General features: G+C 36.7%; 15 protein-coding genes and 1 pseudogene. 4 read left to right on the forward strand and 12 right to left on the reverse strand.

Features of this window, described 5'->3' with window-relative positions:
- Positions 1 to 140 precede the first annotated feature (140 nt).
- The 3 genes from I6E69_RS17245 to I6E69_RS17255 all read right to left on the reverse strand — a co-directional run bounded on the left by I6E69_RS17245 (position 141) and on the right by I6E69_RS17255 (position 4,218).
- The gene (locus tag I6E69_RS17245) at positions 141 to 854 is read right to left on the reverse strand and encodes a DUF1499 domain-containing protein (RefSeq protein WP_024596009.1); all 714 of its coding nucleotides are present in this window, start codon (positions 852 to 854) and stop codon (positions 141 to 143) included.
- Positions 855 to 960: 106 nt separating this feature from the next.
- Complete coding sequence (locus tag I6E69_RS17250; RefSeq protein WP_197121740.1) at positions 961 to 2,301, reverse strand: DUF1501 domain-containing protein; 1,341 nt, start codon at positions 2,299 to 2,301, stop codon at positions 961 to 963.
- Between the two features lie 9 nt (positions 2,302 to 2,310).
- Positions 2,311 to 4,218 carry a DUF1800 family protein gene (locus I6E69_RS17255; RefSeq protein ID WP_197121741.1) on the reverse strand — a complete coding sequence of 636 codons (1,908 nt, stop codon included), beginning with the start codon at positions 4,216 to 4,218 and terminating at the stop codon, positions 2,311 to 2,313.
- 170 nt (positions 4,219 to 4,388) lie between these two features.
- On the opposite strand from I6E69_RS17255, the gene I6E69_RS17260 reads away from it, so the two are divergent.
- On the forward strand, positions 4,389 to 4,604 hold the full coding sequence (locus I6E69_RS17260) for a hypothetical protein (protein ID WP_002958138.1): 216 nt from the start codon (positions 4,389 to 4,391) through the stop codon (positions 4,602 to 4,604).
- 49 nt (positions 4,605 to 4,653) lie between these two features.
- On the opposite strand, the gene I6E69_RS17265 is transcribed toward I6E69_RS17260, so the two are convergent.
- From I6E69_RS17265 to I6E69_RS17295, 7 genes and pseudogenes are all read right to left on the reverse strand, one after another.
- Positions 4,654 to 6,219, reverse strand: a complete 1,566-nt coding sequence (locus I6E69_RS17265) for a diguanylate cyclase (protein ID WP_231619809.1) — start codon at positions 6,217 to 6,219, stop codon at positions 4,654 to 4,656.
- A 394-nt stretch (positions 6,220 to 6,613) separates the two neighbouring features.
- Complete coding sequence (locus I6E69_RS17270) at positions 6,614 to 6,958, reverse strand: hypothetical protein (RefSeq protein WP_138489497.1); 345 nt, start codon at positions 6,956 to 6,958, stop codon at positions 6,614 to 6,616.
- A gap of 24 nt (positions 6,959 to 6,982) precedes the next feature.
- A pseudogene (locus I6E69_RS17275) lies at positions 6,983 to 7,461 on the reverse strand (nuclear transport factor 2 family protein).
- A gap of 54 nt (positions 7,462 to 7,515) precedes the next feature.
- Positions 7,516 to 7,944, reverse strand: a complete 429-nt coding sequence (locus tag I6E69_RS17280; RefSeq protein WP_024593532.1) for a hypothetical protein — start codon at positions 7,942 to 7,944, stop codon at positions 7,516 to 7,518.
- Between the two features lie 469 nt (positions 7,945 to 8,413).
- Positions 8,414 to 9,109 carry a hypothetical protein gene (locus I6E69_RS17285; RefSeq protein ID WP_197121742.1) on the reverse strand — a complete coding sequence of 232 codons (696 nt, stop codon included), beginning with the start codon at positions 9,107 to 9,109 and terminating at the stop codon, positions 8,414 to 8,416.
- Entirely contained in the window at positions 9,102 to 9,518 is a 417-nt protein-coding gene (locus tag I6E69_RS17290; protein WP_197121743.1) for a hypothetical protein, read from the reverse strand. Before I6E69_RS17290 ends, I6E69_RS17285 begins: the two co-directional genes overlap by 8 nt.
- A gap of 493 nt (positions 9,519 to 10,011) precedes the next feature.
- Positions 10,012 to 10,155, reverse strand: a complete 144-nt coding sequence (locus tag I6E69_RS17295; protein WP_197121744.1) for a hypothetical protein — start codon at positions 10,153 to 10,155, stop codon at positions 10,012 to 10,014.
- Between the two features lie 853 nt (positions 10,156 to 11,008).
- On the opposite strand from I6E69_RS17295, the gene I6E69_RS17300 reads away from it, so the two are divergent.
- A complete protein-coding gene (locus I6E69_RS17300) occupies positions 11,009 to 11,245 on the forward strand; it encodes a hypothetical protein (RefSeq protein WP_197121745.1) in 237 nt (78 codons plus the stop codon).
- Between the two features lie 571 nt (positions 11,246 to 11,816).
- Here the strand turns inward: I6E69_RS17300 and I6E69_RS17305 are convergent.
- Entirely contained in the window at positions 11,817 to 12,146 is a 330-nt protein-coding gene (locus I6E69_RS17305; protein WP_197121746.1) for a hypothetical protein, read from the reverse strand.
- A gap of 76 nt (positions 12,147 to 12,222) precedes the next feature.
- A complete protein-coding gene (locus I6E69_RS17310; protein ID WP_231619810.1) occupies positions 12,223 to 12,504 on the reverse strand; it encodes a helix-turn-helix domain-containing protein in 282 nt (93 codons plus the stop codon).
- Positions 12,505 to 12,599: 95 nt separating this feature from the next.
- Between I6E69_RS17310 and I6E69_RS17315 the strand changes: the two genes are divergently transcribed.
- Complete coding sequence (locus I6E69_RS17315) at positions 12,600 to 13,121, forward strand: hypothetical protein (protein WP_197121747.1); 522 nt, start codon at positions 12,600 to 12,602, stop codon at positions 13,119 to 13,121.
- A complete protein-coding gene (locus tag I6E69_RS17320) occupies positions 13,108 to 14,607 on the forward strand; it encodes a DEAD/DEAH box helicase (RefSeq protein WP_197121748.1) in 1,500 nt (499 codons plus the stop codon). The genes I6E69_RS17315 and I6E69_RS17320 overlap by 14 nt, the downstream gene beginning before the upstream one ends.
- Positions 14,608 to 14,889: the final 282 nt, after the last annotated feature.

The following is a 14,889-nucleotide window of genomic DNA, read 5'->3' on the forward strand; positions in this document are numbered from 1 at the left end:
ACTCCATAGTGGTTAAAAATTTAAATCATCAACAGCATAGTCCATAGCCCGTGAATAGAACCTGACAATATAAAATAGGCACAAAAAAAAGCCCAAACAGTGTTTGGGCTCAATCATTAGTACTAGGGCGCTAAATTTAATTATTTTGCAAGTAAGCTGTTTAGTTCATTAATAATTGAATGAATGCGCTCTGCATTTTTTCCTAAATCACTACGCCCTACTCGCGACTTACTACGAATATCAACAAAACGTTGGCTGCCTTCATCTTTAATACGAATTACCACATCGTCTTTAAAACCAAACCATGTTGTTGTATCAGTAGCTTCTACAATACCTGTAGCCGTGTTTGCACTTACTACTGCAAAACCAAGATTTTTAACTGCTTGTTCGCTTGCTGCCATCAAATCGGCTTTAGATTGTGCAAAGCTTAACGTTGCCAGTTCAGGGTATGCTTTGCGTTGCTGTACTGCCGTTTCTTCACCCGCGTACTCTACTGGATTTGGTGCTTCAGCACGTAGTGGCGCAATTGCTACAAATTTTGGTGGGTTAACTAAATCTGTTGAAATATCATGAATTGCCGGTACGCTTTTAGCTTTGTTCATCATATTAAGTGGCATAGCAATAGCCACAACCGAAAACACAAGCGCAATAACACCACTGCTTAGCGTTAACGTTTTACGCATAAATAACGCTTGTACTATAAGTAGCACCAATGCAGCGCCACCAGCGTAAACACCAAATTTAAAACCAGCAAACGCAGTTCCTAGCTCTACAATACCAAATTTATACAAAGGCCCTGGCAGTATGACGAGTAAAAAGGCGATTAGACTAACTAAGCTCACTAAAACTTTCATTTTATGATTCCTATATTGTGTGATTTTTATTATTAAAACAATTAAGCACTATTAAACAGTAGCTTATACTACTAACAAGTGCTTTTAGATTACTATTAGCGACTAATTACACAAAAAAGTCCAATGTTGTGTGATCAAAGTTACTCAAGTTTGGAAAAATATCAACAAGCTCAGAGCTTGGCACACCAAACCACTGAGCCAGTGTGGCAAAGTACTGCTCATTAGCAACACTTGGAATTAAACGCCCGCCACCGGTATCTTGTGGGCCATCCAAATGTTGAGTTAATAGCTCGCCATATATATTGCCGCCTTTTACTGCGCCGCCCATTACTATTTGGTTCCCTGACCAACCATGATCAGTGCCATCGCCATTTGAGGTCAACGTGCGACCAAAATCAGACATAGTAAACGTAGTCACTTTATCAGCCATATCAAGCTCTTTCATTGCACTATCAAATTCACTTAAGCTTTGAGCTAACGTATTTAATAAAGCAGGGTGCGTTGTTAATTGGTTGTCGTGGGTATCATACCCCCCCATAGAAACAAAAAACACTTGGCGCTGAGTACTCAATTTTGCCTGTACGCTAATTGTTTTAGCGACTGCGGCAAATTGCTCACTAAGGCTATTATCGCTAAATGGGGTAATAAGTGCAGGCGCGCTTTCTAACGCGCTGTTCATTGCTTGAGTGTTGTTTATCGCACTTGTTAAGCCATTGGCATAAGCTGCACTTAACGGATGGCTCGTATTGCCTAGTAAGCGGTTCATAATAGCGGTTACGTGCTCGCTACGAGGTTGATACCCTCCAAACGCGTTAATACTACTAATGCCGCTTTTGTTAAGCGCAAATGCATTGCTAGCACTTCCCGTTTGCCATAAATTAGTACCGTCGAGTGATACATTAGCTGCAAACTCATCTTGTAACTCTAAACGCTCTAAAAGTCGTGCGCCCCACCCGCTATTAAGTGATTGTTTTTCTCGACCATACATCCACGCAGCTTGCTGATCGTTATGCGAAAACAAATGCTTAGGCAAACCTATTGTTTTATTTTTATAGTCATTCAATGTTGTGGGAGCGAGTAAAGTACCTACCCCGCCTATAAATGCTAAATTTTGAGATTCAAACACATTTTGTATCGGTTCAAGTGAAGGATGAATACCGACTCCACCGGCAAACTGGCTTTTAATGCTTAGCTCAAGTGGGCTCTCTACCGCTAGGTTTTGCCTGCTTTGCTCGTACAAACTCCGTTGCTCGCCTTCAAGCGGAACGAGCATATTTAACGAATCATTCCCCCCGTATAAATACACACACACTAATGCTTTGTAATCACCTAGCTCAACGGCATTAGTCGCTCCAGTTAATGCTTGTAATTGCAGGCTCGTTAACGCGGCAGCCGATACGCTGCCTTTCACACATAACGACAGAAACTCTCTTCTATTAATGCTCATTATGCGCTCCTAATACTGCACGTTAAATTCAGGGGAAATAGCAATCATATATAATAAATACGAAACCCGTTCACGGTATTGCTCTTCATTAAAGTAGGCATCTAAATCAAGTAATGCTTGGCGTGTGTCACTGCTCATTGCGCCTGCAAAATATAGCGTGTTGTACTGAGTTAATAGCGCGCTAACACCGTTTTTCTCTAAAACATTCATGTCGTCTTGAATATAAACATAAATACCATTTGAATTTAAATCACTGTGTGCTTCAGCGGTACTCCACACTAAACTTGCGTAAAGCGCGTTCATGGTGCCAATCAGTGTCGCATCGTTTGCTATTTGTAACTCTGGCGCAACAATACCTTCATTTCGCAAAGCTGCGGTTTGATAATCAGGCCTAAAAAAGTTAAATACCGAAGCCGACTGCATGGGTCCTTGCCCGTAGCTATTTATTAAATTCCATGTTTTATAGTAACCAGCCAAAGATTTAGCATCGAGATTTCGCCAAAACTGTACGGTTTTTAAAATAGGCTCTTTAATTTTACCTTGATAGTTAAGCACTGAGCCAAAATGCCGTGCTTCATCATCTAAATATATAGCCTTTACTACAGCCGCTAAATCGCCGCGTACACCGGCGCCATTGTCAATAAACACATTAGCTACTCGTTCAACGTATTGGGGGGTTGGATTTGACGTGATTAATCGCTGAATAAGTTGCTTAGTAATAAATGGCGCAACATTTTGATGATTAAATAAATTATCGAGCGCAATTTGCATTGACTCTTCTGCTGTATAACCTTGTGGTATAAGCTCGCCATTTAGTAAGGTTTTTTGTTTACTCGAATGGTACTCGTCAAATGCTTCCATTGGCTTAATATAGTCACGACTTTTACGCTTAAATGTTTCACTATCGGCAAACGTCCAACCAGTAAATACGCGTGCAAAGCCCTCTATTTCGACCTGTCCGTAAGTGGCAATAGTATTACCTTGTGCATCAAGCTTAGCGCTGCCATCTAGGTTTAGCTCTTCAAGGCCAATAGTAAATAACTGCATTACTTCACGTGCGTAATTTTCGTCTGGGCGAATATTAAGTGCATCGTCCGCTTTTTCGTTACCCAAATGACTTAAGTAAGTTCCCATAATAGGCGAAAGCGTGACATCTTCGAGTAAGTCACGATAACTACCAAAGGCATGCTTTAGTAGCAAATCGTAATAAGTGATCATGCCCTCAGGTTGCCCTCTTAAGCCACTGTTTTCATCCGAAACTACCAATATTTCACTTAACGCAAATGCAACACGTTGACGAAGTTGATCGTCACTTTGCATTACTGCCTTCCACCATGCGTCTATGCGGCTTATGTATTTAAAGTCGTCATCGTCATTTAACTTTACTAAATAATCACGGTGATAATTAATAGGTAGCGCTATTTGCTTATCAAGCCATTGCTGCTCGCTTAAACCTTGTGCGTTTTGTATTTCACTAAGCTTAGGTCCCATTGTTGCTTGGTGTAGTAACCGTGCGGCGCTAATGTCATCCATATTATTACGTGCAGTAAAGCTTAGCGTTTTTACACTGCTTGCCCCTTCGTTATCGGTTGCTGTTACCGAAAAAGCATAATCAACAGGCTTATAACTTTGCGCATTTAGCAGTGTTACTGAAGTAGTTGTTGCCTCTAAAGGCCCACTAATTAGTTCAGGCCCTTGCGTTTGTTGCCACACAACAGATGTAATAGTGCCGTCTTTATCACTGGCTATTGCTGTTAGCTCAATTGTTTGGCCTTTACTTAATTCACTAGGAATATCAGCGACTGACAAAATGGGGATTTTATTTCCGTTAACGGTTGGCGTATCATCGGAGCCTGAACCACCGCAAGCGCATAGTATAAAAACCGAGCTTGCGATAAGAGCAAATTTATAATGCATGTAAAGTCGTCATCATTTGTTAATTAAAGTACGTTAGTGTGTACCGAGTTTAATGCATTTATTGAAACACAAAATTTACAATTTAACTCTTTATTTTTTGTAACCGAATCATGAACGCCCCATTAATAATGCGCTAGCAGCTGGGGTAAACAGCCAGAGCTTTATTATTTATGAAAACAGAAATTCGCTATTGTTTTGAATCATCACAAGTTGCTAACCGATTTTTACACGAGCTCAAAGACTGGCCGGTTAACGATGTAAAAACACGACTTTTTAATGGCGGCGATAGTGTAAAAGTGACATACGAATACGACGAAAGTGGTTTTGATTACACTTGCGCCGAACTTGACGACCTAGCACAGAGCCATGGCGGGAAAGAGGTTTGAGCGTTTAATAATAAAAAACAGCTGATGCATCTTTAATAATTGACTTAAATTATATAGATTTGATTGATGTTTTATCTCTACCTGAGTTTTTCGCTTCGTAGAGCATTATGTCGGCTTCTTTAATTAGTGATTGAATAGACACATTATTACCACTTAAGGTTTCTTTTGTAGCAAATACACACCCAGCACTAATTGTTAAATATTTACGTACAGGCGACGCTTCATGAGGTAAATTTAACTCCCGAACCGCCAAAAGCAATTGCTGAGATATATTTACAAACTCTTCATAAGAAAGCTCTTTAAAGAATAATATGAACTCTTCGCCGCCATAGCGCGCAACTGTTCCTGTGTTTTGCTTTGCCATTTTTTGTAATTTACCAGCTAGGAGCTGTAAAGCGTTGTCTCCGCCTTGGTGACCATAAAAATCGTTATAATTTTTAAAGTGATCTACATCAAGTAATATTACTCCAAAGGCATTTTGTTGCTGTTGAGCCTGCTCCCACTGAGCCGCTATAATTTCATCAAAGGCACGCCTGTTGTAAATTTGGGTTAACCCATCAATTTTACTTATTTTTTCGAGCTTAGAATTTTGCTCTTTTACTTGTTTAATTAACGCATTAAAACCGCTAATTAAAACGCGCATTTCTAAAAATTGATTAGTGAACCTCAAAGGCTGTAAATCGTTTTTAACCAACATTGAATTAATAGCGGACGCACCACTAATAAGCGGTTCAATAAAATAACGATTTACAATATAAAAACCTAATAATGACATTACAAAAAACATTAACAAAATAAGCTTTAAATAATGATCAAATAAAACTGGCAGTGTTTGGTGATGGTGCTTAATGTTCAAAGCAAGCAATGGCTTACCATTTACATCTAGAATCACCCTCTTCCTTTGAGTGGCAATGTCCTCTTCTTGGAGGCTCCCTTTAAGCGTCGCAATATCGTTTAAAGAACTACCGTGTGCTATTTGTGTATAGCTAAGCTCCACTTGTGCAATTTCCGCTAAGGATTTGATCAACGACGGTCTTACTTTTTTTATAAAAACAATAGTACCAACAGGCTCACCTGTTTTATCTGTTCGCTTTATTACATGCGATGCAAACATAACAGGGCCGCCCGCTGTTTGTAAAAAACCAGAATGGCTTAAACTATTGTCGTCATTAGCAGCTTTTGGATTAGGAATAATTGCGCGGTTTAATTTATTAACCTGTAAATCTAAATCAGGCGCATCAAACTCCGTATGCTTCATATAATCATACGCTTGTCCGTACACCATATTAAAGTTTACATCGTAGATAAACACACCATCAATTTTGAGAGAATAGAAGGTATCCCCTACAAAGTTTGAATCTACATATTCTGCGTCAAAATCTGCCATATAATTATAGGTATCATCCCATACGGCGTAGTCATAATTGAGTGTTTCTAAAAATATAAACTCTTTATCAAGCGCAATTTTAAGACTCAGTAATTCACGATTTTGATAATCTTCAATACTAGTGTTTATAGTCGGCAGGCTAAAAAAATAGCGATACCCAACTAATAAACTTGTTACAAAGCACATTAAAATTAAAGTACCTATTATTACAAAAAATCTTAATGTCATAGTCTCTATCTAATCGTGTAGAATTAAGTCAAAGTAGCTTACATTTTATGTTTTAGACTTCTACATCTAAATTATAATAATTAGCTTCTTACTAAAGCGTAGTATAAATTCATGAGCAGGTATAAACAAAGCTTACTATTAAGTTTTATAGCGTTAAAACGTTAGCACTTTCAATAATATATTTAATATAGACATAAAATTATACCAATTCGCTTAATTAAGTGGTCTATTGTGAGGGCGGAAAAACGTGTTGATAGCTAGGCAAAAAATTAGCTATTTAGTTGTTCTAAATGAGAATTTTTTAACGCAGGTAGCGACACGTTTAGCCTCGCAAAATGATTAAGTATTATTGCGAATTGGTATTACACATTTAATGTAATACAAAAAGCTGAAACTATTTCGCTACCGAAACTTCCACTTTCGATGAAGATGTACTCGCAAGTTCCAGTACTTCATAATAATTTAAGCCATCAATTTTTTTACCAATAATAAAATAATTCATTTCATTCATCATGGTTGGGTCGCCTAAAACATCTTCTGCGCTTTGCACATCAGAAAATTGAATTGTAATTAAGGCGCCTATAAAGCGCATTACATCTTGAGATTTTAATGTCTTTAAAACTTTATTAACTCCCGCCTGAGTTGACTCAGGTGTAGAACCATCAAATCTAAAATCACTTTTTGTACTAGCGCATGCACTAAGCATTAATATTGATAGTGCGATAAGTAAATGTTTCATATATATCCTTATTTGTTATTTGTGTTACTTGCGGATCATCGCCACTTTGCCGTTTTCAATTTCAATCACTTCCATCAGTGTGGAGGTGTATTCTATTGGCTGCTTACTTTGCGGGTGAATGCCCTTTGCATGACTCTTATAACGAATAGCAAAGCCTGTATCATTAAACACAAATGTATTAAGCAGTGTGCTTTCAAACAACGTGTGCGCACCTAAGTAAAAACTCATACCTTTGCGTATCTGCTCTTTGCCATCAGGAGTACGTGAGTCATCCGGTTGATACGGAATATGCTGATTACCAATATTATCGGTTAACAATACAAGATAAGCCTCAAGCTCTTTAGCACCTGCGTTAGGTGCTTGTGTTGCGGTCATGGCGTTGTAATAATTCTATGTAAAGAACTTAGGTCTAACGGCTCATCGGCACGGGCTAAAAGGCTAAAAGGCTAAGAGGCTAAGAGGCTAAGAAATATAATTAATAGAAAGCTTAGCTTGCACTTCATAACGATTCTTTCTAAAAAAGTATTTTTACTAAAACGACTAAATTTATTAATACATTAATTTTTTAGCGCAGCTTTTCTTGCAAGTTCTTTTATATCTTCATCGATATTGTCATCAAAAGACATTGAATAAATTCTCCAACCTTCTTTCACTTTAAAAAATTGAAATTCAAAACGAATAGGCTGCCTATCGTAGGTTACTAGGTAGGTTACATGAACAAAAAGCTCCCCAACTTTATAATCAGAAACCTTGTTAATGAAATTAATTTCACCAACAAGATCATCAAGTGAGGATAGCTGTGTTTTTATCTGTTTTACCTGGTCAGGTATCGACGATACATATTTATTACTTGCGTAAATGGAATCAACAGCATCGCTTATTTTTTCATCAGAGTACAATTCAAAAAATTTATCAACTTCTTCTTGGTAATTGTTAGCACTGACACCCGATGAGAGTAAAAGTAAAGCAGCAAATATAATTTTCATTTTTAACATTCCTTATTGTTTTTAATATAAAAACACACTATTTAAAGTAAATAAAGTTATAAAATACGGCAAATTACATTTTGCTCTTTACTCTATTTGTTGCAACGCTGTTGGCTGGGTCGTCTGGCCAAAAATTCTTGTTAATGTCAAACTGTATTATTAATTGACAGCAATTTAATGCCTTATTTTTAACAACATAACCGATAAACGTATGAATTTGCTTTGACACTTTATTTTTTCGTGAAGATTGACATCAGATTGATAAAATCAGGGGCTTGTTGACAACCTAGCCTGTGCCACTTAAATTGAGATTTATTAACTAAAGTCTCACCTTTATTTTAAGTAGGTCTAGATTTAGGTAAATAGTTGAATGGATAAAAATTGATAAATTAAGGCTTTAAAAACCTTAATGTATCAATACAGAATTAATGGTTGGACGTAGACATTGCCATCATAATCGAGCGCCTTGTTAGCCTTTTGTTGGATCATTCCAACCCTTCTCAGCACAAAGTGCGGAAAGCTCTTCTAACGATTCTGCGCCCGCCGCGTGAATTTCGCGATGAGGAGATTTATTTGCTACAACAATATTACTCAAATCTCTTGCTCTTCTTGGGTTATCGGCCTGCCGTTCGATATGATGTGCATCTGCATCAGGTTCTAATTGATCTCCAGTCAGTTGACACGAAGTTATGTTTTCACTCTTAATTTTTTTTGCTTTCAAATTAGACTGCTCTTTTCTATTTTTTGACTCTTCGACTTCGCGAGATTTTTCTAGTTCAGGTGCATCTCGGAAGGCATTAATACAAGCTTCCGAATCTCGAAGACGTTCCTTATTTAGGGTATCTCTTGGCTCTTGAATCCGCTCAGATAACTCTTTGTTTACAGAAGATATAGAAGCCAGATTTTGATTGCCTAATTCTAATTTATCATCATCTTCCAGATTGTTGAAAAAACGATTAGCACCTTTTTTATCAGTCGCCAATAAGTGAGGTAATGCATTTTTATCTATGTAAGCTCTACCATCACTGGTATAAGCACCGTTATCTGTAATAAGGCTTCTGTTCTTTTCCGCTTCTGTATCACTTATATGCTTATTTTGTTCAGGAAAGATAATAGTTAGATCTTTAGCAGAATGTACGACTGGAAGATTTTTTTCATCACTCATCTTCATCTTCCTTCACATCAACCATTACCTCATATAGTTTCCTCAAAACATTGAAGGCCGTTGCATCCCCACCTTTGTCAGGATGAACTAGTTGCGAAACTTCCTTGTACCACTTTCTGGCAATAGTAGTATCTTCGTAATGCTCATCTGTAATACCGATAGCTCTATTTCTTTGTTTTCCTTCTAGCTGTGATAAATAATAAATAAATTCAGCTTGCCTTGAAACAAATGGACCCTCTTTAAAACCTAACCACTTTACTTTGAGAAACTCAACGATACTTAGTAGTTCTTCATCACTACTCGCTTCAGTTTTAAGCGGGAAGATAAGTTTTTGTATATCGTCTCTAAGATTTGATGCCTTCTTGTACTCTTGAATATCATCCAGAGAGCTTATTTCTGATATTTTCAATTGTTTCTCCAATGTGAATTCAGACAGCTAACATTTTAGTATTTATGCGACACGCTGTTTGTGTTGCATAAGAGCTTGTTTGGCTGAGGCCCTACCAGCTCGATGTGTCAACGTTGGTGGTGTTTATGTTGTGGGAATTTGCTTTTTAGGTTCTAGCTAAACCGGCTTACCTATTATAGTTTAAGCTTTCCCTGTATTGCTCAGCGTTAACTATGTACCTATTACACCTAAATTCTGCTCAATAAACAATTATATTTAGCCAATCCCAATGACCGCTTCTCGCTCTTTGCCAAAGTACGCCTGAGTATTTAAAGCGGACGATGGAAACACATTAAGCAGTGCAGCCAGCCTGCAAGCCGATGCTTGCGTTAGAATAAAACCTCATCACTTTCGCCTAAATTTACCAGCCCGAGAATGCCATTTTGTTGAGTATTTTACGCTTTCAAAGCGATGTTGCATGTTGTTATATCGAGTTCCGTCTGGCTCAATACTTTCATTTTTGAGCTGCTTTTAAAGCTACGTTCCAACTTTGGTCATTAGCTTTAAATTTAAGCGACAGAAGATGCTCTTTAGTCCATTTACCTGATTTTAGCATTTTCCATATGAACTGCTTATTTTCGAGTACTTTATTATCCATGCTCATTCTAGCTTCGGTTTCAAATCTAATGATAATTTAATATTAGTTCGCTCATCACATATACTCCTGCCAACGCCACGCTCACTTCTACATTAAATAGTTTTAGCAAATAACCCGAAGTATTACTATCTCTATGTTTTCTAAAACTTTTGAGTAGAGATAAATGGTGCAATATACGGGCGTACCCCGTCTACTTGAATATATGCACGAACGACACAGTTTGGAAATTAATTAACTCTTATATACAGCCAATCTCAATGATTGGTTTTCGCTCAAATAAGACCACGAAAAGTTGCTCATATAGCTATCTAAGTTAACGCTATAAAAAACAGAAGTATGTTTCCGATAACTACCTTTGAAACTCTAGAAACGGAAGTTTGCTTCTTAAACATAGCAACATAAGCTTAATAGCCGGAAGTTTATTTCCGTTTTGTACTTTAAGATTATAAGCCAGTGTCTAGTTAAAGCTGGAAGTCCAAACTCGTTTCTGCCCCAAAATGAGTTAACGTAAATCCTCTAATGGCAGCTTTGAGCGAAGCAGGCATTCAACGTGTTAATGAATAAATAATCAATTCTCGTTATGTAATATAATTAGCTTCTCGTTAAAATTTTCATAAACATTTAAGCTGCTAATTTTAAAGCTATTTTTTATGCGTATTCTCGTAATGTAATTTTACCCGTTCTCGAATAAGTAAATTCACGGTTATAGGAGAGTCTAAACAATTGTAATTCCTTTAGGCTATGTGTAAGTTATTAATAATTAAATTAATAAAAATCGTATTTTGATAATTCTGGAAATTGACACATTGAGTGTTAACGGGAATTCTCGGTAATACGCTGTTAGGTGTATTCGGTGTTAGAAGATAATGTGGTGCAACAATATAGATATTTATTTAATCAAATATCGAGAATGACAGAAGTTCTAATGCAGCATGATTCCGGAGAACGTTCTTTGAGGGATTCCGAAAGATTATCTCTTATTAAAATTAGAGCCAGTGAGTTTAATAAGCTGAACCGAATTGTCTCTGAACATCCTAAAGTACATGACTGGTATAGTGAAAAATATCGTAAAGGTGTAGAAAACACCTAACAAGAATTTAAAGCGGGACTGCTAACAGTTTGCTCGGTTTCGCTGCGCTACACAATTTTAGGAAACTATTATCAGCCCCTTAAATGGGCGTTAGCCCATAGAAATTAACTTAATACAGCCGACGTCTAAAACGTTTTTGTCCAAAAACGAGCTTGAGTACCGTCTGTTTCTCGCTCTTTGCCGAAATTGAGCTCAGTGCCATGAGCACACGCTCACTAATGTGATACCCAAAGTGAAGAACAAAGGTTTTGACTTAATATATTTACTTGAAGTTTATGTATAAAAAATTATTTTTAATAGTAGGTATTCTGTTTAGTGCGTCAGTTATTTGAGTTGGGTTCAATACAGATTTTAGTCTATTTGTTTTACTTTTGAAGATAATGAGCTTTGCATAACGTCAGATATTTAAAACTTTAAGTAAGCACAGGTAAAAGCTAATAAATGAATACACTAAAAGCTAATAAATGAATACACTAAAAGCTAATAAATGAATACACTAAAAGCTAATAAATGAATGCACTAAAAGCTAACGTTGATAATATGAATCTATTACAGGATCTTGTGTACTAACTCAGGCTTTGCCTGCATTTAAAATACCATTCAAAGCGATACGTTTAACCTTCGTTCCATCACTATATCCATTCGCTAATAAATCATCTAAAACTGCGCCGGTATAAAATGTGTAACCATTTTCCCCATCAATTGGCAGTTCATAGATTGAGCCTGATTTTTGAGGCCAAATCAAATATTTTCCGCATGGTGATAAATCAGGTAAAGCCTCAGAACCAGAGCTTACTCTCCAAATATCGTTCCCCTTCCAAGAACAAAAAATGGCATACCATGTCACATCATCAACTGATTGATATGTTAAAACTACCCACCCCTCTGGTTTGTATTTCATAGTTACTATATCTCTTTGTATATTTAAATTAAGTATTCACAGCGTATAAAATGAAAAGCTTTGATTAATGCTGCAATTACTTATTTTTGCTTAACTGTATGCCTACTTCTGATGGGTCGGGGAAAATATCTTCTAGTCCACAGTTTAGTATTTTAATTATTTGATAAATTCGCTCACAAGAAACAGGAACTCGGCCTTTTTCAATGCGGCTTAAGTAGCTTGCCTCAATACCGAGCTTATTAGCTAGCTGAGCTTGAGGTATTGAGCATTTTGTTCGCGCTAATTTTATATTCATACCAATCAGCGTTTGTATGGGCTGCATTGCTAATATCCATAGGCAAAGTGTAAATAATCCCATATTGCAGCCTGCCAGCCCATGATATATAATGAAACTTATTTACATATATATCAATAAATAAACCTTTCTATCAATTAAATTTGTTTAAGTTGTCAATGAAGCTAGATCCCTTAATTAAAACCATTATATGCAAGCGTAATATTGATCGCTTTACTGTAGTAGAAATTAGAACTGCGTATGTTGCCCTGCATCAAGACCAAACACTTGACCCTGTAAAAATTAGAAAGCTTATTTACGCACAGCTTAATAAGCTTGTATGTAAAGGTTGGTTACATTCATCGACATCTTTAAACAGAAAGATAACGACATACACAAAAACACGTTATTTTGAGCCAAGTAAAATTATCCCAGCCCAATCCTCGATGCCAAATGTGAGTAACTTTAAAGCTGATTGCCAAAAGGAGCTAAGTGAATGCAATAACGCATTATTGCAGTGTATAGGCACTCTCGAAACTTATATAAATCTTTGGGATAAACATCCACAACATCAAACGCTATTTAAACGGCAATATTTAATTGCCCAAGAACGACAACAAAATTTAAAAGGCCGAATTGCCGCTTTGAATATACTTTTAGAAAATATAACTGAACAAGGCACTCTTAATGCGGTTACGTGATTGGCAACAAAAATGTATAAAAATAGCGCTAACAAAGTACAACAACAACAACAACAACAACACTGTTAAGCATTTTTTAACGTTAGCTACACCTGGGGCTGGAAAAACAGTAATGGCTTCGGTATTAGCAAAAAAATTATATGATAAAAAGCTTGTAGATATCATACTCTGCTTTTCTCCTTCATCTGTTGTTTCTGCTGATTTTGCGGATGAGTTATCTCTGCGATTTAATTCTCGATTTGATGGCTCTATAGGTGCGCTAGGTGATTCATACACATATCAAGCACTAAGCACATTAAATGCAAATGTTTGGCAGTTATTTGAACAATATAGAGTTTTTGTAATATTTGATGAAATACACCACTGTGCGGGTTCTTCAATTGAGGATGCAAACTCTTGGGGGAGCCCTATCCTCAATTTAATTAAAGAAAAAGCTGCATTTACACTCTCGCTGACTGGCACGCCTTGGCGTTCTGACTCTTTGCCAATAGCTCTATCAAATTACTGTAATGAGTCTGGCCAAATAAACTGTGATTATGTGTATGGGTTAAAAGAAGCTATATCAGATAAAGTATGCCGAGTGCCGCAAATAATTGCGTTAGATAATAATAAAATTACTTTAACAAACTCCGAAGAAACAACGACCTTTACTAATTTCTTTGAATTGCTTAAGGCAAAAGTTATTTCATACTCTGAGCTTGTTACTAACGAACTAGTTATTGAAAATTTGCTCCTTAGAGCTACAGCTAAACTAAAAGAGATTAGAAGTATTAACCCTAAAGCTGGAGGGTTAATTGTGGCTTCATCAATCTCACACGCTCATGTAATTAATACGATAATGCGTAGCAAGTTCAGCAGCAGCGCAATTATTGTTACTAGCAGCGAAAATGAGCCCGACAAAATCATAAAGCGATTTAGGCAAAGCGATAATGAGTGGCTGATTAGCGTTGGAATGGTAAGTGAAGGCACTAATATTCCTCGGTTACAAGTATGCTGTAACTTAACAAATTACCGTACGGAGCTTTATTTTAGGCAAATATTAGGACGCATTCTGCGTATTACTGATTCAGTTAACCAAGATGCATTTATGTTTATGCCAGCTGAGCCTAACTTAATTGATTTTGCATTACGTGTTGCAGAGAATGTTCCTGGTGAATTAGGCAAAGTTAAAATTTTTGATATTGAAATTGAGAATGAAAAAAGTATTGTGCTCGAACCGTTGGATAACTCACCTAAAGTGTTAGCAGAGGAAGGTGATTTGTTTGATATTAATTTAGATAGATTAATTAATAATGAAAAGACGACTGAAACAAACCTCAAAAATAATTCAAAAACACCTTTGGCTAAAGTTGCAAATAACCTAACCCTAGATGGTGATTTTAACCACCGGCCTATTAATCCTGTAGGATTGAGTGAATTATTGCTCTTTGATATTTCAGATGAAGCGCATGCTAAGTTAGAGCAATTGAATAGGATTATGATTTAGACACTAACTATAAAAAGAAGGTGGAAGACCTAAATTACTCTCAAAACCCTGCACCTGAGTATAAAAAATTCAATAATGTAATGAAGTTAAATCAGAAGTTACTACAGCTTAACTGTACTAACTTAACTGAATAAGTATTAACTTTATCCGTCAGATTTGATTGTTAGGGCTTAATCAAATCTGACTGTCGCATAAGTGCCATAAGCCGACCTTGAGACACATAGAGATTAAGACTGCAAAGATACGAAAGCGGAAGTTAGCTTTGGCCTGTTTAACGACAAA

It is taken from the genome of Pseudoalteromonas sp. NZS100 (assembly GCF_015864815.1).
Classification (GTDB): domain Bacteria; phylum Pseudomonadota; class Gammaproteobacteria; order Enterobacterales; family Alteromonadaceae; genus Pseudoalteromonas; species Pseudoalteromonas distincta.

Excerpts from the sequence above, each read along its gene's own strand:
- I6E69_RS17245 (WP_024596009.1), bottom strand. The coding sequence starts at position 854 with ATGAAAGTTTTAGTGAGCTTAGTTAGTCTAATCGCCTTTTTACTCGTC.
- I6E69_RS17250 (WP_197121740.1), bottom strand. The coding sequence starts at position 2,301 with ATGAGCATTAATAGAAGAGAGTTTCTGTCGTTATGTGTGAAAGGCAGC.
- I6E69_RS17255 (WP_197121741.1), bottom strand. The coding sequence starts at position 4,218 with ATGCATTATAAATTTGCTCTTATCGCAAGCTCGGTTTTTATACTATGC.
- I6E69_RS17260 (WP_002958138.1), top strand. The coding sequence starts at position 4,389 with ATGAAAACAGAAATTCGCTATTGTTTTGAATCATCACAAGTTGCTAAC.
- I6E69_RS17265 (WP_231619809.1), bottom strand. The coding sequence starts at position 6,219 with ATGACATTAAGATTTTTTGTAATAATAGGTACTTTAATTTTAATGTGC.
- I6E69_RS17270 (WP_138489497.1), bottom strand. The coding sequence starts at position 6,958 with ATGAAACATTTACTTATCGCACTATCAATATTAATGCTTAGTGCATGC.
- I6E69_RS17280 (WP_024593532.1), bottom strand. The coding sequence starts at position 7,944 with ATGAAAATTATATTTGCTGCTTTACTTTTACTCTCATCGGGTGTCAGT.
- I6E69_RS17285 (WP_197121742.1), bottom strand. The coding sequence starts at position 9,109 with ATGAGTGATGAAAAAAATCTTCCAGTCGTACATTCTGCTAAAGATCTA.
- I6E69_RS17295 (WP_197121744.1), bottom strand. The coding sequence starts at position 10,155 with ATGGATAATAAAGTACTCGAAAATAAGCAGTTCATATGGAAAATGCTA.
- I6E69_RS17305 (WP_197121746.1), bottom strand. The coding sequence starts at position 12,146 with ATGAAATACAAACCAGAGGGGTGGGTAGTTTTAACATATCAATCAGTT.
- I6E69_RS17310 (WP_231619810.1), bottom strand. The coding sequence starts at position 12,504 with ATGGGATTATTTACACTTTGCCTATGGATATTAGCAATGCAGCCCATA.
- I6E69_RS17315 (WP_197121747.1), top strand. The coding sequence starts at position 12,600 with ATGAAGCTAGATCCCTTAATTAAAACCATTATATGCAAGCGTAATATT.
- I6E69_RS17320 (WP_197121748.1), top strand. The coding sequence starts at position 13,108 with ATGCGGTTACGTGATTGGCAACAAAAATGTATAAAAATAGCGCTAACA.